The sequence below is a fragment of the Micromonospora sp. NPDC005161 genome, from assembly GCF_053599855.1.
This window is the reverse complement of the sequence record NZ_JBSFYQ010000019.1, coordinates 31,563-56,334: the sequence shown is the minus strand read 5'-3', so window position 1 is coordinate 56,334 and position 24,772 is coordinate 31,563. Positions and strand designations below refer to the sequence as shown.

At 71.8% G+C, this 24,772-nt stretch carries 16 protein-coding genes and 2 pseudogenes; 14 read left to right on the top strand and 4 right to left on the bottom strand.

Going from position 1 to position 24,772, the window contains the following annotated elements; all coding sequences use genetic code 11:
• Positions 1 to 10: 10 nt before the first annotated feature.
• Positions 11 to 1,123 (top strand): RNA-guided endonuclease InsQ/TnpB family protein, encoded by a 1,113-nt coding sequence (locus ACWD5O_RS19395; RefSeq protein ID WP_450086104.1) that lies wholly within the window; start codon positions 11 to 13, stop codon positions 1,121 to 1,123.
• 207 nt (positions 1,124 to 1,330) lie between these two features.
• Here ACWD5O_RS19395 and ACWD5O_RS19390 read toward each other — a convergent pair.
• Both ACWD5O_RS19390 and ACWD5O_RS19385 read right to left on the bottom strand, forming a co-directional pair.
• A pseudogene (locus ACWD5O_RS19390) lies at positions 1,331 to 1,750 on the bottom strand (NAD(P)-binding domain-containing protein); the annotation flags it as partial.
• 198 nt (positions 1,751 to 1,948) lie between these two features.
• Positions 1,949 to 3,832, bottom strand: coding sequence for a sigma-70 family RNA polymerase sigma factor (locus ACWD5O_RS19385; protein ID WP_450086103.1), 1,884 nt, complete (start codon positions 3,830 to 3,832; stop codon positions 1,949 to 1,951).
• 251 nt (positions 3,833 to 4,083) lie between these two features.
• Between ACWD5O_RS19385 and ACWD5O_RS19380 the strand changes: the two genes are divergently transcribed.
• Positions 4,084 to 6,894, top strand: coding sequence for a family 78 glycoside hydrolase catalytic domain (locus ACWD5O_RS19380; protein WP_450086102.1), 2,811 nt, complete (start codon positions 4,084 to 4,086; stop codon positions 6,892 to 6,894).
• A gap of 59 nt (positions 6,895 to 6,953) precedes the next feature.
• The gene (locus ACWD5O_RS19375) at positions 6,954 to 11,600 is read left to right on the top strand and encodes a family 78 glycoside hydrolase catalytic domain (RefSeq protein ID WP_450086101.1); all 4,647 of its coding nucleotides are present in this window, start codon (positions 6,954 to 6,956) and stop codon (positions 11,598 to 11,600) included.
• A gap of 92 nt (positions 11,601 to 11,692) precedes the next feature.
• Here ACWD5O_RS19375 and ACWD5O_RS19370 read toward each other — a convergent pair whose 3' ends face one another.
• Entirely contained in the window at positions 11,693 to 11,830 is a 138-nt protein-coding gene (locus ACWD5O_RS19370; protein WP_450086100.1) for a hypothetical protein, read from the bottom strand.
• Positions 11,831 to 11,895: 65 nt separating this feature from the next.
• The gene (locus ACWD5O_RS19365; RefSeq protein WP_450086099.1) at positions 11,896 to 12,927 is read right to left on the bottom strand and encodes a LacI family DNA-binding transcriptional regulator; all 1,032 of its coding nucleotides are present in this window, start codon (positions 12,925 to 12,927) and stop codon (positions 11,896 to 11,898) included.
• A gap of 309 nt (positions 12,928 to 13,236) precedes the next feature.
• Between ACWD5O_RS19365 and ACWD5O_RS19360 the strand changes: the two genes are divergently transcribed.
• The 11 genes and pseudogenes from ACWD5O_RS19360 (at position 13,237) to ACWD5O_RS19310 (ending at position 24,662) form a co-directional block, all read left to right on the top strand.
• Positions 13,237 to 14,760 carry a sugar ABC transporter ATP-binding protein gene (locus ACWD5O_RS19360; protein WP_450086098.1) on the top strand — a complete coding sequence of 508 codons (1,524 nt, stop codon included), beginning with the start codon at positions 13,237 to 13,239 and terminating at the stop codon, positions 14,758 to 14,760.
• Positions 14,757 to 15,818, top strand: a complete 1,062-nt coding sequence (locus tag ACWD5O_RS19355; RefSeq protein ID WP_450086097.1) for an ABC transporter permease — start codon at positions 14,757 to 14,759, stop codon at positions 15,816 to 15,818. Before ACWD5O_RS19360 ends, ACWD5O_RS19355 begins: the two co-directional genes overlap by 4 nt.
• Positions 15,808 to 16,863 (top strand): ABC transporter permease, encoded by a 1,056-nt coding sequence (locus tag ACWD5O_RS19350; RefSeq protein WP_354967427.1) that lies wholly within the window; start codon positions 15,808 to 15,810, stop codon positions 16,861 to 16,863. The genes ACWD5O_RS19355 and ACWD5O_RS19350 overlap by 11 nt, the downstream gene beginning before the upstream one ends.
• Positions 16,864 to 16,900: 37 nt before the next feature.
• On the top strand, positions 16,901 to 17,986 hold the full coding sequence (rhaS, locus tag ACWD5O_RS19345; RefSeq protein WP_354967428.1) for a rhamnose ABC transporter substrate-binding protein: 1,086 nt from the start codon (positions 16,901 to 16,903) through the stop codon (positions 17,984 to 17,986).
• A gap of 64 nt (positions 17,987 to 18,050) precedes the next feature.
• Positions 18,051 to 18,428 carry an L-rhamnose mutarotase gene (locus ACWD5O_RS19340; RefSeq protein WP_354967429.1) on the top strand — a complete coding sequence of 126 codons (378 nt, stop codon included), beginning with the start codon at positions 18,051 to 18,053 and terminating at the stop codon, positions 18,426 to 18,428.
• A complete protein-coding gene (gene rhaI / locus ACWD5O_RS19335; RefSeq protein ID WP_450086096.1) occupies positions 18,425 to 19,606 on the top strand; it encodes an L-rhamnose isomerase in 1,182 nt (393 codons plus the stop codon). Before ACWD5O_RS19340 ends, rhaI begins: the two co-directional genes overlap by 4 nt.
• Before the next feature lie 37 nt (positions 19,607 to 19,643).
• Positions 19,644 to 21,677, top strand: coding sequence for a bifunctional aldolase/short-chain dehydrogenase (locus tag ACWD5O_RS19330; protein WP_450086147.1), 2,034 nt, complete (start codon positions 19,644 to 19,646; stop codon positions 21,675 to 21,677).
• A 34-nt stretch (positions 21,678 to 21,711) separates the two neighbouring features.
• Positions 21,712 to 21,912 carry a LuxR C-terminal-related transcriptional regulator gene (locus tag ACWD5O_RS19325; RefSeq protein ID WP_450086095.1) on the top strand — a complete coding sequence of 67 codons (201 nt, stop codon included), beginning with the start codon at positions 21,712 to 21,714 and terminating at the stop codon, positions 21,910 to 21,912.
• The gene (locus ACWD5O_RS19320; protein WP_354967432.1) at positions 21,909 to 23,339 is read left to right on the top strand and encodes a rhamnulokinase; all 1,431 of its coding nucleotides are present in this window, start codon (positions 21,909 to 21,911) and stop codon (positions 23,337 to 23,339) included. Before ACWD5O_RS19325 ends, ACWD5O_RS19320 begins: the two co-directional genes overlap by 4 nt.
• A 2-nt stretch (positions 23,340 to 23,341) precedes the next feature.
• A pseudogene (locus tag ACWD5O_RS19315) lies at positions 23,342 to 23,596 on the top strand (heterodisulfide reductase-related iron-sulfur binding cluster); the annotation flags it as partial.
• An 877-nt stretch (positions 23,597 to 24,473) separates the two neighbouring features.
• Entirely contained in the window at positions 24,474 to 24,662 is a 189-nt protein-coding gene (locus tag ACWD5O_RS19310) for a hypothetical protein (RefSeq protein ID WP_354967433.1), read from the top strand.
• The last annotated feature ends 110 nt before the right edge of the window (positions 24,663 to 24,772 follow it).

Here is a 24,772-nt window from a genome sequence, read left to right as displayed (position 1 = left end):
AATGTGAGGCGTGGGTGAGGTGGTGAAGCGGGCATACAAGTACCGCTTCTATCCGACCCCCGAGCAGGCCGATCAGCTCAACCGCACCTTCGGGTGCGTGCGCAAGGTTTACAACCTCGCCTTGGAGGCGCGCACCCGTGCGTGGGCCGTTGACCGGCAGCGCAGCACCTATGTGCAGTCCTCGGCGTGGCTGACCGAGTGGAAGCGCACCGAGGAGCTGGCGTTCCTTAACGAGGTCAGCTCGGTGCCGTTGCAGCAGACGCTGCGGCACCTGCAAGCCGCGTTCGCCGCGTTTTGGGGCAAGCGGTCGCGCTACCCGCGTTTCAAGGCCAAGCGCAAGTCCCGGGCGTCGGCGGAATACACCCGCTCGGCGTTTCGCTGGCGTCACGGGCAACTCACCCTGGCCAAGATGGACGCCCCGCTGGGCATCGTGTGGTCGCGGCCCCTGCCCGAAGGGGCCGAACCGTCGACGGTCACGGTGTCCCGCGACGCGGCCGGTCGGTGGTTCGTCTCTCTGCTGGTCGATGACCCCACCGTCAAGGCACTGCCGCCGCTGTCCACGGCGGTCGGGGTGGACGCGGGCATCACCAGTCTGCTCACCTTGTCCACCGGGGAGAAGATCACCAACCCGCGCCACGAGCGCGCCGACCGGCGCAAGCTGGCCAAGGCGCAACGCAACCTGTCCCGTAAGGGCAAGGACACCAAGAACCGGGCGAAAGCCCGGCTTGCGGTGGCCCGCATCCATGCCCGCATCGCCGACCGGCGGCGGGATCACCTGCACAAGCTGTCGACTCGACTCGTCCGTGAGAACCAAACGGTCGTGATCGAAGACCTCAGCGTGCGCAACATGCTGCGCAACCACTCGCTGGCCCGCGCCATCTCCGACGCGGCGTGGACACAACTGCGCAGCATGATCGAGTACAAGGCCGCCTGGTACGGGCGGCAGGTTATCGCCGTCGACCGCTGGCATCCGAGCACGAAGACCTGCTCGGCGTGCGGTCGGATCAACACCGCCATGACCCTCGGCGTTCGCGTCTGGACGTGCCCCGGCTGCGATGCCGTGCACGACCGGGACGTCAACGCCGCCAGGAACCTTCTCGCCGCCGGGCTGGCGGAGAGGTGAAACGCCTGTGGAGGGCCGGTGAGACCCGACCCGCGAAAGCGGTGAAGGCGCGGCCCGGTGAAACAGGAACCCCCTCGGGTGACCGAGGGAATCCCCGCCCTTCAGGGCGGTGGAGGATGTCAACGCGGTCCAGAACATGTCGAGCAGTGCGATGTCGTGGGCGGCGGCGCGGCCGGGCTCCGGTCCGAGCCAGTCGGCGGCTCCGCCGATGCTGGCCAGGGTCGCCCGGTGGGTCTGCCAGATGTCCTCCGGGCCGCTGTACAGCACGAGCGCGGCAGGTCCGCCGATGGTGAGGGCCGGGGTCATGATCGCGCCGTCGAGGTAGTCCACGCCGCGCGAGCCCGCCCACTCGCTCATGTCGCGAGTGCTACGTGGCGTGTCGGCGGTGAGGTTCACCAGGGTGTGGCCCTTCAACGCGGCAGCGGCCGGTTCGACGATCGCGCGAACCGCCGCATTGTCGATGACGCAGGCGAGCGTCAGTGGGCTGGCGCGTACCGCCTCGTCCACGGTGGTCGCTCGTCGCGCGCCTCGGGCGACGAGTGGGTCGGCCCGGGCGGCGGTCCGGTTCCAGACGGTGGTGGGGTGCCCGGCGGCCAGCATGGCGCCGGCCAGCGCCTGACCCATCGGCCCGAGTCCGAGATCGTGACGGGGGGACGGACGTGCTCGGACATGGAGGTGCTCCTCAAAGAGACGGGATGGCGCCGCAACGTGTGTGGACCGTTCGGCAGGGCCGGTCCCATCCTGCGTCCGTCAGGTTCGGGGCATCAAGTACGCACTATTTCCTCAGGTACTTACCTTTTGGTGGGTGGCACACCCTGGAAGGTTTCAGCGTGCGGCCTGGTAGGCGCGGCCGACGGCGGTCGCCGTGCTGCCGGTACGGAAGAGCCCGGTCTGGTCCTTGTCGGTAGCGGGCAGGCCGAACCAGGCGTACCGGTGCAGCCAGCTCAGCCAGCTGAGCATCCGGGTCGCCGCGGTGAGGAACGCGGCCTGCTGGGCCTGGCTGGGGAAGCGGACGCCGTTGGAGAAGTCGATCAGGGCGAACTCGGTGAGCCAGATCGGCAGCTTGTAGCGGTCGTGGACCGCCTGGAGGTACGACTTGAGCTGGTTGACCGCGTTGGCGGTGGTGAAGTCGCCGCCGTACCAGTGCAGGGCGATGAAGTCGACCCGGTAGCCGCGCTCCTTCGCGCCGGTCATGAAGCGGTCGAGCCATTCGCCCGGTCGGTCCCCGCCCCAGGCTACGGCAGGGCTGCCCAGTGGGAGGCCGGTTGACTCCAGTTGCGGCCACAGGTCCAGCGCCTGTTCCACGCTCATGTTCGCCTGACCGCCCATGTCCGGCTCGTTGAAGCCGAGCAGCTGTCGCCCGTTCTTCTTGGCCTGTTGCAGGCTATTGGCGGTGACGCTTTTCGCGCCCCAGATCATGGGGACGAACTCGCTGCCCTTCGGGCTGGTGACGCCCGGGTGGCCCACGTTCCAGGTGTAGTACCAACGAGCCGTGGAGTTGGCCAGCGCCTCGCTGACGCCGTTGAAGGTCCAGACGCCGACGCCCTTCTTCTTCGAGGTCACCGCGGGCGCCGGCGCGGCCGGGCGGGCCGTCGTCGGCTTCGGCTTCGGGGTCGCCGCTGAGGGCGTGGTGGTGGCTGGCGTGGTCGCGGCGGGCGCGCTGGCCGGTGGGGTGGTGGCCGGCAGCGCCTCGACCGCCGGGGCCGCCGCGGGGGCGGGGGTTGATCCGGTCGGTTGTGCCACGACGATCGCCCCGATCACCAGTGCGGCGACCGCGGCGGCTGCGGAGATCGGCCCCAGTACGCCCTTCGACCCGAACGAGAAGCGGTTGCGCAGCCCGCCGGTGCCCCGGAGCGCACCGCCGGCAAGGGGCTCGGCGGGCGTGGGCAGGGCGGTCGCCGCCGGGATGCCGGCCGCGAGGTTCTCGGCCATTCCGGGTGGGATCGGCAGTAGCGGAAGCTCGGCGAGCAGGCGTTCGACCGGGAGCAGGTCGCGGGCCCAGGAGCCGCAGGCACCGCATTCCCGTACGTGGCGGGCAAGGCGCTTGCGCCACAGCGGGCTCGGTCGGCCGTCCCACGTCTGGGTCACGTCGCGCAGGGCGGGGCAGGCGGCGGTGGCGCGCAGCGCGCGGACCACGCTCCGGGACACCTCCAGCTGTTCTTTCATTCGCTGGATCCGTACCGCCGCGTGGCCCTCGGTCAGGCCGAGTGCCGAGGCGAGGTCGGCTCGGTCGAGGTTGCCGGTGGCCTCCAGCCACCAGAGGGCGAGCAGCGTCTGGTCGTCGTCGTCGAGCCAGCGGGTCGCCTCGGCCACCTCGCGGCGCTGGTCGGTCAGGCCGAGCCGGAGGATCGTGATCCCGGCGAAGTCCGCGGCCGGGTCGGGCACCCCGTACGCGGTGTCGAGGTCGGCGGTGTGGGTCAGCGCGTCGCGGCGCTGCTGCTCGCGGTCGCGCACCTGCCGCACGGTGATGGCGATCAGCCAGGACCGGTACGCGGTCGGATCTCGCAGGTCGGGCAGGTGCCGGACGACGCGTAGCAGGGTCTCCTGGACCACGTCGTCGACGTCGGCGTGCCCCCGCAGCGCCCGGCCGACCACGTTGTAGACGAGGGGGAGCGACGCTGCCACCAGGGCGTCGAGCGCCTGCGGATCGCCGTTGCGGGCGGCCACCACCAGGTCGGTGTCGGCTTCACCTCGACCGGTTCCGCGCATCGTTTCCACTCCTTCGTGTGGTCGCATCGCTACCCAGTGGAAGACCGTGGTGGTTCACCACCAATGCCTCCCCTCAGGAGACCGGCGGGCCGCAGCGGGATAACAGTTTCCACGGCCGGGCCGGACGGAACCAGGCGCGGCGGTCGCTCTCCCGCCCGTCCGTCGATTTCGGATCCATCACAGTGAACGTCTTCACTTGGCCACAACGAGCGCGTAGCCTGCCTGAAACGATTCATAGAGCGGAGGCCCGCGTGACTCGTCGTACTCTCGGATTCTGGCCGGCTGCCCGGCGGCGCCGGACAGCGGTGCTCCTGGCGGCGACGACCGTCGTCGCGGTGGTCCTCGGCGGGGCGCCGCCGGCGCTCGCCGCACGGGGGCACGCGCCGGGCGCACCGGCCTCGCTGACGGTCGGCGACCGGAGTCGCCCGCTCAACGTCGAGGGCGTCCCGCGGTTCGGTTGGCTGCCCCGCGACGCCGACCCCGGTGAGGCGCAGACCGCCTACCGGATCACCGTCACCGCGACCGGCGGCGACCGGGTCTGGGACTCCGGCAAGGTCGCCTCCGGCCAGCAGTCCTACGTGCCGTACGTCGGACCGGCCCTGCGTGCGGGCACGGCGTACGAGTGGACGGTCCGCACCTGGGACCGCACCGGCCGGCAGTCCCCGCCCGCCGCTGGCGCGTTCGAGACCGGCATCGACGACAGCCAGTGGGAGGGCGCCAGCTGGATCCGGCGCGCCACCACCGAGGCCGACGACTACACCCTGGCCCGCACCGAGGTACGCCCCAACGCCAGCCGCGTGGTCCGGGCCCGCGCCTACACCGCCGCCGACCACACCTACGAGCTCTACCTCAACGGCACCCGCGCCGACCGGGGCACCTCCTTCGGCTACCCGGGGGAGGACTACTACCAGGCTGCCGACGTCACCAGGCTGGTGAAAGCCGGTGCGCCGCTGGTCATCGGAGTGCGTTACCACTGGTACGGCAGCGGTCAGGGCCGCCCCGCCGGTGCCCGGGGCCTGCTGGTGAAGCTGGTCGTCGAGCACGCCGACGGCTCCCGGGAGGTGTACGGCACGGACGGCTCCTGGCGGGTCGCCCGGGACACCCAGTTCGTCGCGAACGCCGAGCGCCGCAACGGCGAGGGCGACCGGGTCGAGCGGCAGGACGCCCGCGCCGAGGTCGCCGGCTGGATGCGGCCCGGCTACGACGACAGCGCCGCCGGGTTCGCCGCCGCCGAGGTGCTCGGCGCGCATCCGACCGCGTCGTCTCCGCATCTGATCGGGCAGGAGACCCGGCTGGTCGAGACCTCCGTCGAGCCGGTCGCGCTGCGTACCGCCGCCGACGGCACGGTCGTCGCCGACTTCGGCGTGGTCATCCCCGCGCGCCCGGTCGTCCGGTTCGACGCCGGCGTCGCCGGGCGCACGGTCGATCTGCGGGCCGGATACACCCTCACCGACACCGGCCGGGTCGACACGTCCACCCTCCAGTCGCAGGGCACCACCATGAGCTTCCCGTACCTGCAGAAGGACGGGCCGCAGGAGTTCCACGCCTTCACCCACCTCGGCTTCCGCTACCTGGAGATCCCCGGCGCCGGCGAGCAGATCTCGGCGCACGACGTCTCCGCCGTCGTGGTGCACACCGACGTCCCGTCCGGCCGGGAGGCGAGCTTCACCAGCTCGAACGCCACCCTCGACGCGGTGTGGACGATGATGAAACGGTCCGCGATCTACTCCGTCCAGGAGGCGTTCGTCGACACTCCCACCCGGGAGAAGGGCCAGTTCCTCGGCGACGCCGCGAACATCTCGTACGCCACGATGGCCGCCTTCGGCGAGCGCGACGCCACTCAGCAGGCCATCCGCGAGTTCCTCCGCTCGGCCGCCCGCTACTGGACCGCCGAGGGCGACCGTGGTCGCTACAACGCCGTCTATCCCAACGGCGACGGCAAGCGGGACATCCCCGACTACTCGCTGATGTTCGTCGACTGGGTGTGGCGGTACTGGACCGAGACCGGCGACCGGGAGCTGCTGGCGGAGGCGTACCCGGCGATCCGGGACACCGCCGAGTACGTGTTGCGCCACATTCCGGCCACCGGCCCCACCGCCGGCCTGGTCACCGATCTGTCCGGCGGCAGCGGCGCCTACCGCTTCGGCATCATCGACTGGCCCGAGCCGGGCCGCTTCGGCTACGACATGACCGCCGCCGCGCGGACCACCATCAACGCCCAGAGCGTCGACGTGCTGCGGACCACCGCCCGGATGGCCGAGGCAGTCGGTCGGCCCGCCGCCGAGGTGACCGCGTACGACGGGCGGGCCGCCGACCTCACCGACGCGGTCAACGCCACGCTGCGCGCCGCCGATGGCAGCTACGTCGACGGGCTGTCGGCCACCGGTGCGCGCAGTGCCCACGCCGGGCAGCACGCCACGTCGTACGCCATCGCGCACGGGCTGGCCCCGCGGGCCGACCTGCCCGCGCTGGCCGACCACGTCGCGTCCATGGGGATGAAGCAGGGGCCGATGACCGCCCACTGGCTGCTGCGGGCGCTCGCCGACGCCGACCGGCCCGAGGCGGTGCTGCGGCTGCTGACCAACCCGGATGACCTGGGCTGGGCGAACATCCTCGCCCAGGGCGGCACCTTCACCTGGGAGGCCTGGACACTCGATCCCGGCAGCAACTTCAGCCAGTCGCACGGCTGGGGAGCGCAGGCGGTGGTCGACGTGCAGGAGACCCTGCTCGGCGTCCGCACCGCCAGCCCTGGGGCCGCCGTGGTCGACGTCGTGCCGCCCGCCGCCGGGCTCGACCGGGCGAGCGGCACGGTGTCCACCCAGCGCGGACCGGTCCGCCTGGACTGGCGGCGTACCGAGGGCGGCCTGCGCGTCGACCTCGACGTGCCGGTCAACGTCACCGCCCGGGTTGCCCTGCCGGTCATCCCCGGAAAGTCCTACCGGGCGGCCGGTCCGAGCAAGGCGACCTTCGTCGGGATCGAGGACGGCCGGGCCGTCTTCCAGGTCGGCTCCGGTCGGTCCAGCTTCCACCCGGTCGCCGGTCCGGCGGCCCAGCCCCGCTGACGTCCCGTTCGGGGCCGGTCACCGGCCCGCCACCACCGGAAGGATGAGGACCAGGAATGATGCGCATGACGCGGCGCCGCGCCGCACCCTCCGCGCTTCTCGTGCTGCTGCTCGGCCTGACGCCGACGGTGGTGCCGGGCCCGGCCGCGGCCGCCGCGCCGGCGGCCCCCGCGCCGACGGTGACCGGCCTGACCACCGAACGGGCCATCGAGCCGATCGGGCTGGACGTGGAGAAGCCCCGCCTCGGCTGGCGCATCGAGGCCACCACCCGGGGCGTGCTCCAGGAGTCGTACCAGGTGCGCGTCGCCACCAGTCCGGACCGGCTGGGCGACGCGGACGTCTGGGACAGCGGCCGGGTCCGGTCGCGACAGAGCACCCTCGTCCCGTACGCGGGCCCGCAACTGCAGCCGCGCACCCGGTACGCCTGGCAGGTCCGCGTCTGGGACACCGCGGGCCGCGACTCGGGGTGGAGCGCGCCGGCGTCCTGGGAGACCGGCGTACGGGGTGGTGACGGCTGGCAGGCCGACTGGGTCGGCATGCCGTCGCCCACCGAGTCCTGGGCCGACTACACGGTGCAGACGACGGTCCGGCTCGAACGCGACGCGGCGGGGATCTTCCTGCGGGCCCGTGGCGCGGGCAACGCGTACATGTGGCAGTTCTCCAGCACCGGCGGCAGCGCGAAACTGCGCCCGCACGTACGGGTCGACGGCGCCTGGACCCTGCTCAAGGAGGTGCCGCTCGGTGCGGTCGTACCGGCCGACAAGCTGACCGCGCCGCACATCCTGCGCATCACCGCGGCCGGCGACACCATCACCACCTGGGTCGACGGCACCCAGGTCGACGTCACCCGCAGCACCGCCCACCGGGCCGGGTCGGTGGGCCTGCGCACCAACGGGGTGGAGAGCGGGGTTTTCTCCGACTTCTCGGTGACCAGCGGCAGCGACACCCTTTACGCGGCCCCGCTCACCGACGGCGCGAACCCGTTCGGGGCGGGCACGGCCACCCCGGGCGGCCTGCGGGTCAGCGGCGACGCCGAGGCCATGCTCACCGCGCTGGACGCGAACCCGCTGCTGCGCCGGGGCTTCCGGGTCGACGGTACGGTCTCCCGGGCCCGGGTCTACGCCACCGCACTCGGGGTCTACCAGCTGTCACTCAACGGCCAGCGGGTCGGCGACCACGAGTTGGCACCCGGCTGGACGGACTACGACAAGCGGGTGCAGTACCAGACGTACGACGTCACCCGCCAGCTCCGCGCGGGCGACAACGCGCTCGGCGCGCTGCTCGGCGACGGCTGGTACGCCGGCAGCATCGCCTGGTTCGGCACCGACAACTACGGCTCCCGGCCGCACCTCAGCGCGCAGCTGGTCATCGACTACACCGACGGGCGCAGCGAGACGATCGGCACCGACGGCTCGTGGCGCGCCACCGCCGGGCCCTTCCTGCAGAGCGACCTCATCCATGGTGAGACCTACGACGCGCGGCGACTACCGGCCGGCTGGGACCGGCCCGGGTTCGACGACTCCGCCTGGTCGCCCGCCACCGTCGACGACGTCGACGCCACCGACCGGATCGTCGCCCAGGTCGACCCGCCGGTGCGGGTCACGCAGGAGCTGCCGGCCAAGGCGCTGACCCAGCCCACCCCCGGCACCTGGATCGTCGACCTCGGCCAGAACATGGTGGGCAAGGTCCGGCTGAAGGTCGACGGCCCGGCCGGCGCGACGGTCCGCATCCGGCACGCCGAGGTGCTCAACCCGGACGGCACCGCCTACACCGCCAACCTGCGCACGGCCAGGGCCACCGACCATTACACGCTGCGCGGCGGCGGGGCCGAGGTCTACCAGCCCACGTTCACCTTCCACGGCTTCCGCTACGTCGAGCTGACCGGCTATCCGGGCACGCCCGATCTGTCCACCGTCACCGGCCTGGTCATGCACACCGACGGGGAGCTCACCAGCGAGTTCGAGACCTCCAACGCGATGGTGAACAAGCTGCACAGCAACATCACCTGGGGGCAGCGCGGCAACTTCCTGTCCATCCCGACCGACACCCCGGCCCGGGACGAGCGGCTCGGCTGGACCGGCGACATCAACGTCTTCGCCAACACCGCCACGTTCAACATGGACAGCCTGACGTTCCTCACCAAGTGGTTGCAGGACCTGCGGGACGCGCAGTCGGCCAACGGCGCTTACCCCGACGTCGCGCCCCGGGCCTGCTGCGGGGACGGCGCGACCGGATGGGCCGACGCCGGGATCACCGTGCCGTACGCCCTCTGGCAGCGCTACGGCGACACCCGGGTCGTCGAGGAGCACTACGCGTCGATGGTGCGGTACGCGTCCTGGCTGGAGAGCACCAGCTCGGGTCACCTGCGTACCAACGCCGGCCCGTACCTCGACTGGCTCAACCTCGACGATCCGACGCCCGCCGGCGTCGTCGGAACGGCCTACTACGCCTACAGCATCCGGCTGTTGGGCCAGCTGGCCGGCGCCATCGGCAAGGACGCCGACGCGGCCCGCTACGCGGCGCTGTCCAAGGACATCGCGCAGGCGTTCGTCGACGCGTACGTCTCCGCCGACGGCACGGTGCAGGGCGACAGCCAGACCGGGTACGTGCTGGCCATCGGCATGGGCCTGCTGCCCGACACGCTGCGGGCCAAGGCCGCCGACCGGCTGGTCGCCAACGTGCAACGGCACGACTGGCACCTCTCCACCGGCTTCCTCGGCACCCCGGACCTGCTGCCGGCGCTCAGTGAGACCGGGCATCTGGACGTCGCGTACCGGCTGCTGCTCAACGACACGTATCCGTCGTGGGGTTACGAGATCGCCAAGGGCGCGACCACGATCTGGGAGCGCTGGGACTCGATCAAACCCGACGGCAGCTTCGGCGACGTGGGAATGAACTCCTTCAACCACTACGCGTACGGCGCGGTGGGCGACTGGATGTACCGGACCGTGGCCGGCATCCAACCCGACGCCGGCAATCCCGGGTACGCGCACCTCACGTTCGCCCCGCAGCCGGGTGGAGACCTCACCTCGGCCAGGGCGTCGTACCGCTCGGCGTACGGGACGATCGGCAGCGACTGGGATCTCGACGCGCGCGGGGACATGCGGCTGCGGCTCACCGTGCCGGCGAACACCACCGCGACCGTACGCCTGCCGGCACCGGGGCGGAACGCGGTCACCGAGGGCGGCCGGCCGGCGGATCAGGCCGACGGCGTGCGGTTCGTCCGGATGGACGGCACGGTCGCCGTCTACGAGATCGGCTCCGGTTCGTACTCCTTCGCGATCGACCGGGTGCTCGGCGACCTGGGCGACGCCGGCGACACGGTGCGGGAGCTGGTGACGCTCACCGACCAGCTCGCCGCTGAGCTGGGCCGACCGGTGGCCGAGTACCTGCGCGGCCGGTTCAGCCGACTCGCCGCGGAGACGACGGCGGCGCGCACGGCGTACCTGGCGGGCAATTCCCGTTCCGCCGCCGGTGACGTGCACCGAGCCCTGGCGAGCGCCGCCGACACGGCCCGGTGGCTGCGCACCCAGGTCGCCGCGGGTCGCCTCGACCAGGCCCACGCGGACCGGTTCACCGTGCTGCTCACCCGGGTCGATCAGCGGCTCTCCGCGGCGTCGTCGACCCTGGTCGGCGCCGTGGTCAGACTCGACCTGCCGGTGGGGGAGCGGCTGCCCGGCGCGGTCGTACGCGCCACCGTCACGGTGACCAACGGCGGGCGGGACCCGCTGACCGGCGTGACCTCCGATCTGCGGGCACCCGACGGCTGGACGGTCACGCCGGTCGGCAGGCGGGCCACCACGGTCGCACCGGGCGGCACCGTCAGCCACGGCTACGACCTGCGGATCCCCGCCGGTCAGGCGCCGGTGAGCGGGGCCATCGACGGCTCCGCCAGCTACCGCCACCGGGGTGGCGCCGCCACACTGCCCGTCGCGGGAACGGTCACCGTCGCGCCGGCGGTGCAGGTCGTGTCGGCGGTCCCGGTCCCGGCCGACGTCGCGCCGGGCGTCGCGACGACGGTCGGCACGGTGCTGCGCAACCGGGCCGCCGTGCGGGTGACGGGGCAGCTGACCGTCATCGCGCCGGACGGCTGGCGGGTGGCGCCGGCCACCGCCGGGTACGACCTCGCCCCCGGCGCGCAGACCACCGTGTCGACCGTCCTCACCGCGCCGGTGTCCGTGACGCAGGGGCCGGTGGAAATCACGGTGGCCACCGGCGACACGGCGGCCGAACGGCGTACGCTCGCGATCCCGGTCCGGTTCGACAATCCGCCGCCGGGCGCGTACGACCACGTCGACCTCGGCGATCCGGCCTCCGAGCAGGCCCACGGCCTCACCGCCTCGACCTACTCGGCCACCAGCACCGAGGCCGGCCTGACCCGCCGGTACACCGACACGACCCGCCCCGGTGGCTGGTTCGAGTTCGACCTCGCCGTCGAGCCCGGCGAGCCGTTCGTGTTGCGCTCGATCGAGACCTACGACGGGCCGCAGCTGAAGGACTACGAGGTGGTCGTGGACGGGGTGGTGGCGTACAGCCGCTCGTGGCGACGGACGGTGGGTGGAGCCGGCACGGTCAGCTACCAGTTCGTGGTCGACCTGCCGGACGCGACCCGCGACGGGGCGGTGCGGGTGCGCTTCCGGGACACGGGTGACGGCTACGACCCGTCGGTCGCCGACGTCTGGGCTACGCCGGTCCCGGCGGCCTGACGCACCCGCGCCGCTGTCGTCCTCCCGACGCCAGACCCGTTGCCTCTCGCCGTCCCCATGCCCGGGTTGGCCCAGCCGCCCTTTGCTCTGCTTCAATCGGCGCAACACCGGCGGTGCCTTTTCGTTGCGCCCGTTGAAGCAGAGCAAAGGGCGGTCAGCTCGGCCACCCCGGTCAGCTCGGCCACCCCGGTCAGCTCGGCCACCCCGGTCAGCTCGGCCACCCCGGCCACCCGGTCAGCTCGGTCAGCCCGGCCACCGGAGGCCGCCGCTCCAGCCACTGGTGCGGTTCGGGCGGTCAGCGCCGGGTGCGCCGGGGGTGGTCGCTGGAGCGGCGGACGACCAGCTCCGGCTGGAAGACCACGTGCCGGTGCCGGTGCGTGTCGCCGGGCTCGGCCTCCTCCAGCAGCAGCTGAGCCGCGGTGCGGCCGAGCTGGTCGCGGGGCTGGCGTACCGATGACAGCGGCACCGCCGCCGCGTCGGCGAACTCGATGTCGTCGTAGCCGACGATGGCCACGTCGGCCGGCACCCGCAGGCCGCGCGCGGTCAGCTCCTGGAGTACGCCGAGTGCGATCAGATCGTTGGCGCAGAAGACGGCGGTGGGGCGCTGCCGGGCCGGCAGCGTCAGCAACTCCTCGGCGGCGCGCCGGCCGGCGGCGACGGTCAGGCTGGTGGTCACCGCCACCCGGAGTTCGGCGCCGTTGCCGCGTTCCTCCAGGGCCGCTGCGGCACCGGCGTGCCGGTCGGCGACCTGGGCGAGGGAGAGCGGGCCGCCGAGGTAGGCGATGCGGTGGTGGCCCTGGTCCAGCAGGTGGTCCATGGCGAGCCGGCCGCCGAGGACGTCGTCGACCGCCACCGAGCAACGGTTCGCCCGGCCCGTGCCCCGGTCCACCAGCACCACCGGGATGCCCCGGTCGATGAGCTTGTCCAGGTTGGGCTGGGGGCCGTGGCCGACCGGGGTGATGAGGACGCCGCGGACCCGCTGTTCCTCCAGCAGCTCCAGGTGGCGGCGCTCGCGGGCGCTGTCCTCGCCGCTGTTGCAGACGACGAGCATGGCGTCGGCCTCCTCGACCACCTGTTCGGCGCCGCGCACGACGTCGGTGAAGAACGGGTTGGCCACGTCCAGGACGACGATGGCGACGGTGCGGCTGTGCCCGGCGCGTAGTTGGCGCGCGGAGTCGTTGCGGACGTAGCCGAGCGTGCTGATGGCGTCGAGCACCCGCTGTCGGGTGGCGGGGGCGACCGTGTCGGGCCGGTTGAGCACGTTGCTCACCGTGCCGAGGGAGACGCCGGCGTGCCGGGCGACCTCCTTGATGTTCGCCGTTGCCATGACTCCCTCGACGTTCCGTGCGGTGGTCGCGGCCCCGAGCCCGGCGCGGGTCGCGGTCGCGGTGATCCCCGGAAAGCCCGTCGCGGGGACGGCTGGACCGGGTAGTTCCGGCAGTGTATAGCGGCTAAAACGTTTCATCCAGCCGCCCGGCGGCCCCGCGCGTCGCGTCGCCGAACGACGGCACGGGTCGGATGGGGCCTGGAGCCCGCATCAGCAACAGGGAGGAAATCATGGCGAAACCCTTGACGCTCGCGAATGCCTCCCCCTACGGTCCATGCACGACTCATGAAACGATTCAGGAGGGATCGGATGACCGCCGACGCACCGGGCACGGACGGCGTTCCGCTGCTGGTACTCGACGGCGTGACGAAGTCCTTCGGGGCCGTCGCCGCGCTGCGTGGGGTGCACCTGGCGCTGCACGCCGGCGAGGCCCACGCCCTGGTCGGCGAGAACGGGGCGGGCAAGTCCACCCTGGTGAAGATCCTGGCCGGTGCGCACCCGCCGGACGCCGGCGAGATGACCCTGGACGGGCAACCACTGCGGCTGCGCGGTCCCGCCGACGCCCGGGCCGCCGGCATCGCCGTCATCTACCAGGAGCCGACGCTCTTTCCGGATCTGTCCGTGGCGGAGAACATCTTCATGGGCCGGCAACCGCTTCGCGGCCTGCGCCGCATCGACAGCGCGGCGATGCACCGCGACGCCGAGCGGCTGTTCCAGCGGCTCGGGGTCCGGATCGACCCGACCCGCCCCGCCCGCGGGCTCTCCATCGCCGACCAGCAGCTCGTCGAGATCGCCAAGGCGATCTCCTTCGACGCCCGCGTCCTGGTCATGGACGAACCCACCGCCGCGCTCTCCGGTGTGGAGGTCGAGCGGCTCTTCGCGGTCGCCCGGTCGCTCTGCGAACGCGGCGCGGCGGTGCTGTTCATCTCGCACCGCTTCGACGAGGTGTTCGACCTCTGCCACCGCGTCACCGTGCTGCGCGACGGCGCCTGGGTCTCCAGCGACCGGGCCGCCGACCTCACCGTCGACGAGGTGGTGCGGCGCATGGTCGGCCGGGACGTCTCCTCGCTCTACCCCAAGCAGGTCGCGGAGCTGCGGGACACGCTTCTCGAGGTCCGTGGGCTGACCCGGGCCGGCGTCTTCACCGACGTGTCGTTCTCCGTCCGGGGTGGGGAGATCGTCGCGCTCGCCGGCCTGGTCGGCGCCGGCCGCAGCGAGGTCGCCCGCGCCGTCTTCGGCGTCGACCGCTACGACGCGGGCGAGGTGCTGGTGGCCGGGCGAGGTGTCCCGGCGGGCAGGCCGGGCCGGGCGATCGCCGCCGGCATGGCGCTGGTCCCCGAGGACCGGCGGCAGCAGGGCCTGGTCATGGAGCTGTCGGTGGAGCGCAACGCGACGCTGGCCCGCCGCCGGGCGCTGAGCCGCCTCGGCCTCCTGCTCGGCGGCGCGGAGCGCGCCGAGGCCCGCAGCTGGACGCGGCGGCTGCAGGTGAAGGCCGCCCGGCTCGGCGCCCCGGTGGCGACCCTCTCCGGCGGCAACCAGCAGAAGGTCGTGCTCGCCAAGTGGCTGGCCACCGAACCACGGATCCTGATCGTCGACGAGCCCACCCGTGGCATCGACGTCGGCACCAAGGCCGAGGTGCACCGGCTGCTCTCGGAGCTGGCCGGCGAGGGCCTGGCCATCCTCATGATCAGCAGCGAACTGCCCGAGGTGCTCGGCATGGCCGACCGGGTCCTGGTCATGCACGAGGGGCGACTGGTCCGTGAGCTGTCCCGGGCCGAGGCGGACGAGACCTCCATCATGTTCGCCGCCACCGGTCAAGGAGTGCCCGCATGAGCCGCACCGACGCCGCCGCGCCCGAGCAGGTCGCCGGGAACGCCCCGACCGACCGCGGTCGGCAGCGCCGCGGCCTCGCCGAGCGGCTGCTCGCCGTACGCGAGCTGAGTCTCCTGATCGCGCTCGGGTTGCTGATCCTGGTGACCACCGTGCGCAACGACCGGTTCCTGAGCGGCCAGAGCGTCAAGGACCTGCTGCTGGGCTGCGCGATCCTGGTGATCCTGGCGGTCGGGCAGACCCTGGTCATCGTCACCCGCAACGTCGACCTCTCCGTCAGCTCGATCCTCGGTCTGGTCGCCTTCGCCACCGGCTCGCTGTTCCTCTCCGCGCCCGGCACCCCGTGGCCGGTGGCGCTCGTCCTGGGTGTCGCGCTGGGCGCGTTCTGCGGCGTGGTCAACGGCGGCCTGATCGCGGTGGCCCGGGTGCCCGCCCTGGTCATCACCCTGGGCACCCTCTACGCCTTCCGCGGCGTCGACTACTACTGGGCGTCCGGGCGGCAGATCAACGCCGCCGACATGCCCTCGTCGTTCCTGCAGCTGGGCAACCAGACCGTGCTCGGCGTACCCGTGCTGTTCCTCATCGCGTTGGTCGTCGTCGCCGTCGTCGGGTTCTACCTGCGCTCCTACCGCAGCGGCCGCGAGCTCTACGCGATCGGCTCGGAACCGGCCGCCGCGCGGCTCTCCGGCATCCCGGTGGGCCGCCGGGTGTTCGCCGTCTTCGTCGCCAACGGCGCGCTCGCCGGCCTCGCCGGCGTGCTGTACGCGGCCCGGTTCGGCACCCTCGACGCGGCCGCCGGCACCGGCCTGGAACTCCAGGTCGTCGCCGCCGCCGTGGTCGGCGGGGTGGCGATCTTCGGCGGCAGCGGCAGCGCCTACGGCGCGGCGCTCGGCGCCGTGCTGCTGACCACGATCGGCAGCTCGCTCGCCGTCCTGCGCATCGACCCGTTCTGGCAGCAGGCCGTGGTCGGCGCGCTCATCCTCGCCGCCATCGGGCTGGACCGGCTCCTGGCCCTGCGGGTGGCGGCCCGCCTCCGAGGGAGAAGTGCCCATGGCGCATGACAGCCTGTACGCCGCACCACCCACCGTCGAGGCCGAGCCCGGCGCGGGCCGACTCGCCACCCTGCGCGGGCTGTTCGGCTCCTGGGACGCGGTGATCGTCGGCGCCCTCGTGGTGGCAGTGCTGGTCGCCGGGTTGACCGTGGAGAACTTCGCCACCGGCCGCAACGCCCAGTTCCTGCTGCTCGACCTGGTGCCGCTGGCGTTCATCGCGCTGCCGATGACGCTGATCGTGATCACCGGCGAGATCGACCTGTCCGTGGCCAGCATGGTGGGCCTGTGCAGCACGTTGATGGGACAGCTCTGGCTCTCCAGTGGACTGTCGCTGGAGCTGATCTGCGTCCTCGTGGTGCTGCTCGGGGCGGCGCTCGGCGCGGTGAACGGTCTCTTCGTCACCGGTTTCGGCCTGCCGTCCCTGGCGGTCACCATCGGCACGCTCGCCCTCTACCGGGGGCTGTCCTTCGTCGTGCTCGGCGACCAGGCGGTCGCGGACTTCCCGGCCGACTGGACGGCCGCCGTGGTGCGGAACATCCCCGGCACGTCGATCCCGGTCGTGCTGGTGCCGCTGCTGCTGCTCGCCCTGGTCTTCGGGGTGGTGCTGCACGCCACCCCAGCCGGCCGGGCGCTCTACGCCATGGGCAACAACGACCAGGCCGCCACGTTCACCGGCGTCTCGGTGGCCCGGACGAAGTTCTGGCTCTTCGTGGTCTCCGGCGCCGTGTGCGGGCTGGTCGGCATCTTCTGGACCCTGCGGTACGCCAGCGCCCGCGGCGACAACGCCACCGGCCTGGAGCTGACCGTCGTCACCGCTGTGCTGCTCGGCGGGGTCTCGATCTTCGGCGGCCGGGGCGCCCTGCTCGGTGTGCTGGCCGGCGTCCTGCTCCTCGGCGTCCTGCGCAACGCGTTGCAGCTCGCCGACGTCGACGCCAACGCCCTGACGATCGTCACCGGCACCCTGCTCATCGCATCCGTGGTGCTGCCCAACGCCGTCGCGGACATCCGCGCCCGGCTGCACCGTCGACGACAGCGGCACTCCGTCGCTTCGTGAGGTCCCCCGCTCACCAACCACCCCCGGAAGGATGACGATGTCCGCATACCGCAGAGGCCTCCGTGTCGGGGCCACCAGCCTCGCCCTGGCCGCACTGCTGCTCAGCGCCGCAGCGTGCGGCGGCACCACCCGTGACAACTCCGGTAACGACGCCGGCGCCGGCAACCAGGCGAGCGGCGCCGCCAACCCCGACGCCGCCATCAAGGAAGGTCTCAAGATCGCCTTCCTGCCGAAGCAGCTGAACAACCCCTACTTCACCGTCTCGGACAACGGCGGCAAGGACGCGGTCACCGAGTTCAAGGGTGAGTTCAAGGAGGTCGGCCCGTCCGAGGCGAGCGCCTCGTCGCAGGTCAGCTACATCAACACCCTGTCCCAGCAGGGCATGGACGTGATCGTCACCTCGGCCAACGACCCGAACGCCATCTGCGGCGCGCTCAACCAGGCGAAGGCGGCCGGCGCGAAGATCGTCACCTTCGACTCCGACACCAAGCCGGAGTGCCGGCAGATCTTCGTCAACCAGGTCACCGCCGAAGGCATCGCGGAGAACCAGGTCAAGCTGATCTCGCAGCAGATCGGCGGCGAGGGCGAGATCGCGATCCTCTCCGCGACCGCCAACGCGACCAACCAGAACGCCTGGATCGCGCTGATGAAGGAGGAGCTGAAGAAGCCCGAGTACAGCAAGATCAAGCTGGTCACCGTGGCGTACGGCAACGACGACGACCAGAAGTCCTTCCAGGAGACCCAGGGTCTGCTCCAGTCGTACCCGAACCTCAAGGGCATCATCTCCCCGACCACCGTCGGCGTCGCGGCTGCCGGGCGCTACCTCAGCGGATCGCAGTACAAGGGCAAGGTCAAGCTGACCGGTCTGGGCACCCCCAACCAGATGCGCCAGTACGTCAAGGACGGCACCGTCGACGCGTTCGCCCTGTGGAGCCCGGCCGACCTCGGCTACCTCGCGGCGTACGCCGGCGCGGCGCTGGCCTCCGGCCAGATCACCGGCGCCGAGGGCGACAAGTTCAAGGCCGGCAAGCTCGGCGAGTTCACCGTCGGCAAGGAGGGGGTGGTCATCCTCGGCCCGCCCACCGTCTTCGACAAGAGCAACATCGACCAGTTCCAGTTCTGATCGCCCTCCCGGTCGGTGCGGCGTACACCGCGCCGCACCGACCGGGGGAGCCGACGGGAGAACCATGCCCCGCGTCTGCTTCACCCTCCAGGTAGACCCCGACCGACTGGACGAGTACCGCGCCCGCCATGCACGGGTCTGGCCGGAGATGCTCGCCGCCCTGGCCGAGAGCGGTTGGCACGACTACTCGCTCTTCCTCCGCGACGACGGCCTGCTCGTGGGCTACCTGGTCACCGACGACTTCGCGGCGGCCCAGGCCGCCATGCAGACCAGCGACGTCAACACCCGCTGGCAGGCGGAGATGGCGCCCTACTTCGTCGGCCTCGACCACGGCGCCGCCGACCGGGCCATCCGGCCGCTGGACGAGGTCTTCAACCTTGAGGCGCAGCTCAGCGCAGAGCGTGAGACGCGGCTCGCCGCACAGACGGGAGAAACCCCATGACGCAGTTCGACGCGCAGACCCTTGAGCGGGTCCGGTCAGCCCTGCGCGCGCAGCGCATCGAGACCCCGTCCTGGGCGTACGCCAACTCCGGCACCCGGTTCAAGGTGTTCCCCCAGGAGGGCGTGCCGCGCGACCCGTACGAGAAGATCGCCGACGCGGCGGTGGTGCACCGGCTCACCGGCGTCGCGCCGACGGTCGCCCTGCACATTCCGTGGGACCGCGTCGACGACTACGCCGACCTGGCCGCGTACGCGACCGACCAGGGAGTCAGCCTGGGCGCGATCAACGCCAACGTCTTCCAGGACAACGACTACAAGCTGGGCAGCGTCACCAACCCGGATCCGGGTGTGCGCCGCAAGGCGATCGACCACCTGCTCGAGTGCGTGGACATCATGGACCGCACCGGCTCCCGGGACCTGAAGCTCTGGTTCTCCGACGGGACGAACTATCCCGGCCAGGACGACCTTCGCGCCCGGCAGGACCGGCTGGCGACGGCGCTGCGGGAGACCTACGACCGGCTCGGTGACGGCCAACGGCTGCTGCTGGAGTACAAGCTGTTCGAGCCGGCCTTCTACGCCACCGACGTGCCGGACTGGGGCACCGCGTACGCGCACTGCCTGGAGTTGGGCCCGAAGGCGCAGGTGGTCATCGACACCGGGCACCACGCGCCGGGCACGAACATCGAGTTCATCGTGGCGTTCCTGCTGCGCGCCGGGAAGCTCGGCGCCTTCGACTTCAACTCCCGCTTCTACGCCGACGACGACCTGATGGTCGGCTCCGCGGACCCGTTCCAGCTGTTCCGGATCATGCATGAGATCGTCCGGGGCGACGCGTTGGCGCCGGAGGCCGGCATCGCCTTCATGCTCGACCAGTGCCACAACATCGAGCCGAAGATCCCGGCCATCATCCGTTCGGTGCTCAACGTGCAGGAGGCGACGGCGAAGGCGCTGCTCGTCGACCCGGACGCGCTGGCCGCCGCGCAGCGGACCGGCGACGTGCTCGCCGCCAACGCGGTGCTGATGGACGCGTACAACACCGACGTCCGGCCGCTGCTCGCCGAGCTGCGTACGGACCTGGGCCTGGACCCGGACCCGATGGCCGCGTACGCCCGCTCCGGCTACTTCGACAAGATCCGCGCCGAACGTGCCGACGGCCAGCAGGCCGGCTGGGGCGCCTGACCACCACCGAAGAACGCAGACTGGGGACGTGAGGACGATGCAACCCGAGGTTCAGGCGCTGATCGCGCGCAGCAACCGGCTCGGCGCCGACCCGACCACCACGAACTACGCCGGGGGCAACACCTCCGCCAAGGGCGCGGACACCGATCCGGTCACCGGTGGGCCCGTCGAACTGCTGTGGGTCAAGGGTTCGGGCGGCGATCTCGGCACCCTGACCCGGTCCGGTCTGGCCGCGCTGCGGCTGGACCGGCTCCGCGCTCTCGTCGACGTGTACCCCGGGATCGAGCGCGAGGACGAGATGGTCGGCGCGTTCGACTACTGCCTGCACGGCCGCGGCGGCGCCGCACCGTCCATCGACACGGCGATGCACGGCCTGGTCGACGCGGCGCACGTCGACCACCTGCACCCCGACGCGGGCATCGCGATCGCCGCCGCCGCCGACGGGCCCGAACTGACCAAGGAGATCTTCGGCGAGCGGGTGCTGTGGGTCCCCTGGCGGCGGCCCGGCTTCCAGCTCGGTCTGGACATCGCCGCCGTGGCGCGGGCCAACCCGCAGGCGATCGGCGTGATCCTCGGTGGGCACGGCATCACCGCGTGGGGCGCGACGAGCGACGAGTGCGAGCGCAACTCGTTGGAGATCATCCGCAGTGCGCAGGCCTTCCTCGACGAGCGGGGTCGGGCCGAGCCGCTCGGCCCGGTCATCGACGGCTACGAGCCGCTGCCGGCCGACGACCGTCGACGTCGGGCGGCGGCGCTGTTCCCGGTGCTGCGGGGCCTCGCGTCCACCGACCGGCCGCAGGTCGGCCACTTCACCGACAGCGACGTGGTGCTCGACTTCGTCGCCCGGGAGAAGCACCCCGCGCTCGCGGCCCTCGGCACCTCGTGCCCGGACCACTTCCTGCGTACCAAGGTCCGCCCAATGGTGCTCGACCTGCCACCCACCGCCCCGATCGAGGCCGTGATCGCCCGCCTCAAGGAACTGCACGCCTCCTACCGCGACGACTACCGCGCCTACTACGAGCGGCACGCCGGCCCGGACAGCCCTCCGATGCGCGGCGCCGACCCGGCCGTCGTCCTGGTGCCGGGTGTGGGCATGTTCAGCTTCGGGGCCAACAAGCAGACCGCCCGTGTCGCCGGGGAGTTCTACGTCAACGCCATCAACGTGATGCGCGGCGCGGAGTCCGTCTCGCGGTACGCGCCGATCAACGAGGCCGAGAAGTTCCGGATCGAGTACTGGGCCCTGGAGGAGGCGAAGCTCCAGCGCATGCCGAAGCCGAAGGCTCTCGCCACTCGGATCGCGTTCGTCACCGGCGGTGGCTCCGGCATCGGCCGGGCGATCGCCCACCGGCTCGCCGTGGAGGGCGCCTGCGTCGTCGTCGCCGACCGTGACGCGGAGGCGGCCGCCGCCGTCGCCGCGGAGATCGGCACCACCGACGTGGCGGTCGCCGTCGCCGCCGACGTCAGTGACGGCGACGCGGTCGCCGGCGCCCTGCGCGACGCGGTGCTCGCCTTCGGCGGGGTGGACCTGGTGGTGAACAACGCCGGGCTGTCGCTGTCCAAGTCGCTGCTGGAGACGACCGAGGCGGACTGGGACATCCAGCACGACGTGATGGCCAAGGGCTCCTTCCTCGTCTCCCGCGAGGCCGCGCGGGTGCTGCTGGCACAGGGGATGGGCGGGGACATCGTCTACATCTCCAGCAAGAACTCCCTGTTCGCCGGCCCGAACAACGTGGCCTACGGCGCGGCCAAGGCCGACCAGGCGCACCAGGTCCGGCTGCTCGCCGCGGAGCTGGGCGGCCACGGCATCCGGGTCAACGGCGTCAACCCGGACGGCGTGGTCCGCGGTTCCGGCATCTTCGCCGGCGGCTGGGGCGCCAAGCGGGCCGCCGTCTACGGCGTGCCGGAGGAGAAGCTCGGCGAGTTCTACGCCCAGCGCACGCTGCTCAAGCGTGAGGTGCTGCCCGAGCACGTCGCCAACGCCGTCTTCGTGCTCACCGGCGGAGACCTGTCCCACACGACGGGTCTGCACGTGCCCGTGGACGCCGGCGTCGCCGCGGCCTTTCTCCGGTGATCCGCGGCGGTGCCGGGTGAGGACGACGATTCCCGTGGAGAATCCCGTGCTCGACGAGGCGGACCTGCGGCTGCTGCGGCTGCTCGCCACGGGCCTGCCGCTCGAGACGGTGGCCCGCCGGTCGACCCTGTCCGAGCGGACCGTGCGGCGGCGGATCTGCGCCATCTGCGACCGCCTCGGCGTGACCGCCCCGATCCAGGCGGTCGTGTGGGCAGTCCGGCGGGGGATGCTGTGAGCCGCGTCCAGCTCGCCGCCGTGGACCTGGGCGCGTCCAGCGGCCGGGTCATGCTCGGACAGGTCGGACCGGGCCGCCTGGACCTGACCGAGGTGCACCGGTTCGCCAACGAACCCGTGCGCGTCGGGAACACCCTGCACTGGGACATCCTCGCCCTCTGGCGGGGCGTCCTCGACGGCCTGCGGGCCGCCGGGCCGGTGACCAGCATCGGCGTCGACTCATGGGCGGTCGACTACGGGCTGGTCGACGCCTCCGGGACGCTGCTCGGCAACCCGGTGCACTACCGGGACGGCCGCACCGACGGGGTCGCCGAGCGGGTCGCCAAACAGCTGGGCGAGGAGCGGCTCTACACGACCACGGGCCTGCAGCAGCTGCCGTTCAACACGCTCTACCAGCTCGCCGCGGCCGCCGGCACGCCGCAGCTGGACGTCGCCCACCGGCTGCTGCTGATCCCGGACCTCATCGCGTACTGGCTCACCGGCCAGCTCGGCGCCGAGCTCACCAACGCCTCCACGACCCAGCTGTACGACCTACGGCGGCGGGCCTGGGCCACCGGCCTGATGGCCGACGCGGGCATCCGCAGCGAGCTGTTCCCGCCGCTGCGCGAGCCGGGCACCCGGATCGGCCCGGTCCGGCCCGACCTGGCCCTGCCGGGCTCACCGCAGGTGGTGGCCGTCGGCTCGCACGACACGGCATCGGCGGTGGTGGGCGTGCCGGCGGCGGGGCACCACTTCGCCTACATCTCGTGCGGAACCTGGTCTCTCGTGGGCGTCGAACTCGACGCCCCGGTACTCAGCGAGGCGAGCCGCCGGGCCAACTTCACCAACGAGTCTGGCGTCGACGGCACGTTCCGATACCTGCGCAACGTGATGGGCCTGTGGCTGCTGCAGGAAGCGCTGCGCGCCTGGGGCGGCGGTGACCTGACCGACCTGCTGCGCCGGGCGGCCCGTGAACCGGCCTTCCGCTCCGTCGTGGACCCGGACGACCCGGCGTTCCTGCCGCCCGGCGACATGCCCACGCGTATCGCCGACGCCTGCCGGCGCGCCGGCGAGCCGGTGCCCGCAGGCCCAGCGGCTACCGTCCGCTGCATCATGGACAGCCTCGCGCTGGCGCACCGGCGGGCCGTCCGACAGGCCCAGCAGCTCTCCGGCCGGCACGTCGACGCCGTGCACATCGTCGGCGGCGGCGCCCGCAACGAACTGCTGTGCCAGCTCACCGCCGACGCCTGCGGACTGCCGGTGCTCGCCGGTCCCGTCGAGGCCACCGCGCTGGGCAACATCCTGGTACAGGCCCGCGCCGCCGGTGTGATCAACGGTGACCTGGCTGCCCTGCGGACCGTTCTGCGCGAAACTGAGCAGATCGTGAGGTACGAGCCGTGCGGTGACGAGGTGGCCTGGCGGGCCGCCGAGGACCGGATGGGTGGTTGAAGATGCGCGTCGCGCTGTTCGTCACCTGCCTTGCCGACACGCTCTTTCCCGAGGCGGCGAAGGCGACCGTACGGCTGTTGGAGCGCCTCGGCCACGAGGTGGTGTTCCCCGCCGACCAGACCTGCTGCGGGCAGATGCACGTGAACACCGGCTACCCGGACGAGGCGGTGCGGCTGGTACGCCGGCACGTGCGCGTCTTCGCCCCGTACGACGTGGTGGCCCCGTCCGGCTCATGCGTCGGGTCGGTGCGGCACCAGCGTGGTGCAGGATCTTCCATACGGTGCTGGCCGCGATCTGGTAGCCCAGACGAGCCAGCTCGCCCTGCACGCGGCGGTGGCCCAAGGTCGGATTCTCAGCTGCCGGGCGCAGCACCAACTCACGAAGACCCTTACCGACCGGTGGCCGGCCGGGTCGCGTGTTCGGATAGGTCCAATGTCGGGCGATCAACTGCCGGTGCCAGCGCAGCAGGGTCGCGGGGGTGACGAAGAACGCCGTCCAGCGTTGCCGGGGCAGCAGCCGCGACAGCGCCGCCAACACCACCTGGTCAGCGGGCTGCAGGTCGGGGCGGTGCACCTGCCGGCGCAGCACGGCCACCTGATGCCGTAGCACCAGCAGCTCGACGTCCTTTGCGCCACCGTCCCGGCGAGCTGTGTCAACATCGGCAGAATCTGACGCAGGAGCAGGTACACCAGCGACGCACTCATGGTCCGGACTTTCGTCGACGTCGTTTGGTGGACCTCGTACAAAACCGCACGTCACAGCCTACGGACCAGATTTACGAGCCCCACACGTCGAGGTTGAACACAGGCTCGTCCTCGAACGGGGCACTGGATCATGAAGTTGGAAAAGGCTCAATGCTTAACCGAGTATTCGAGCCCTTCACGCCTGGCGACTCGGCGCGTGTGACCGGATCCGGCCACTCGCCACGTCTTCACCGGCATGATCCCCGCACGTAACATGCATGAAACGATTCAGGCCGATGCAAGAGGTCACCGGAGGAGGCGCCGCGCCACGGGGTAGCCATCCGTACCACCTGCCCACAGCGATCGCGGTTGTCACGGCCGCCCATCGGGTGAACGGCGGGCTCGCCGACTGGGCCGCCGTCGACTTGCGTACCAGCGGACTTCTCACGGAATGGCCGGCTACTACACCATGGCCGACAAGCTGGCCGGGCTCGCGGAGGCGTTGGGCAAGCATGAGGATGCGGCCGAGTTGCGAGAGTTCGCTGATGCCAGCAGGGATGCGTTGAACGCACGGTTCTTCAACCCGACCCTGCACCGCTACACCAACGGTGGGGGCAGCCGAGCAACGCCCACCCACTGACCGGCTCCTAACAGGACCCAAGAATGAATCCATTCAACTCAGTTCAACCACAATCCGAGCCGGTGGGAGATCGACCCTGCAGCTCCGTGCGGCGAACTTCCAGCCGTCTC

What these genes read in the sequence shown, in the direction of transcription:
- ACWD5O_RS19330 (WP_450086147.1), top strand. Translation starts at nt 19,644, where the DNA reads ATGCAACCCGAGGTTCAGGCGCTGATCGCGCGCAGCAACCGGCTCGGC.
- ACWD5O_RS19340 (WP_354967429.1), top strand. Translation starts at nt 18,051, where the DNA reads ATGCCCCGCGTCTGCTTCACCCTCCAGGTAGACCCCGACCGACTGGAC.
- ACWD5O_RS19375 (WP_450086101.1), top strand. Translation starts at nt 6,954, where the DNA reads ATGCGCATGACGCGGCGCCGCGCCGCACCCTCCGCGCTTCTCGTGCTG.
- ACWD5O_RS19360 (WP_450086098.1), top strand. Translation starts at nt 13,237, where the DNA reads ATGACCGCCGACGCACCGGGCACGGACGGCGTTCCGCTGCTGGTACTC.
- ACWD5O_RS19385 (WP_450086103.1), bottom strand. Translation starts at nt 3,832, where the DNA reads ATGCGCGGAACCGGTCGAGGTGAAGCCGACACCGACCTGGTGGTGGCC.
- rhaS (WP_354967428.1), top strand. Translation starts at nt 16,901, where the DNA reads ATGTCCGCATACCGCAGAGGCCTCCGTGTCGGGGCCACCAGCCTCGCC.
- ACWD5O_RS19350 (WP_354967427.1), top strand. Translation starts at nt 15,808, where the DNA reads ATGGCGCATGACAGCCTGTACGCCGCACCACCCACCGTCGAGGCCGAG.
- ACWD5O_RS19365 (WP_450086099.1), bottom strand. Translation starts at nt 12,927, where the DNA reads ATGGCAACGGCGAACATCAAGGAGGTCGCCCGGCACGCCGGCGTCTCC.
- ACWD5O_RS19310 (WP_354967433.1), top strand. Translation starts at nt 24,474, where the DNA reads ATGGCCGGCTACTACACCATGGCCGACAAGCTGGCCGGGCTCGCGGAG.
- rhaI (WP_450086096.1), top strand. Translation starts at nt 18,425, where the DNA reads ATGACGCAGTTCGACGCGCAGACCCTTGAGCGGGTCCGGTCAGCCCTG.
- ACWD5O_RS19355 (WP_450086097.1), top strand. Translation starts at nt 14,757, where the DNA reads ATGAGCCGCACCGACGCCGCCGCGCCCGAGCAGGTCGCCGGGAACGCC.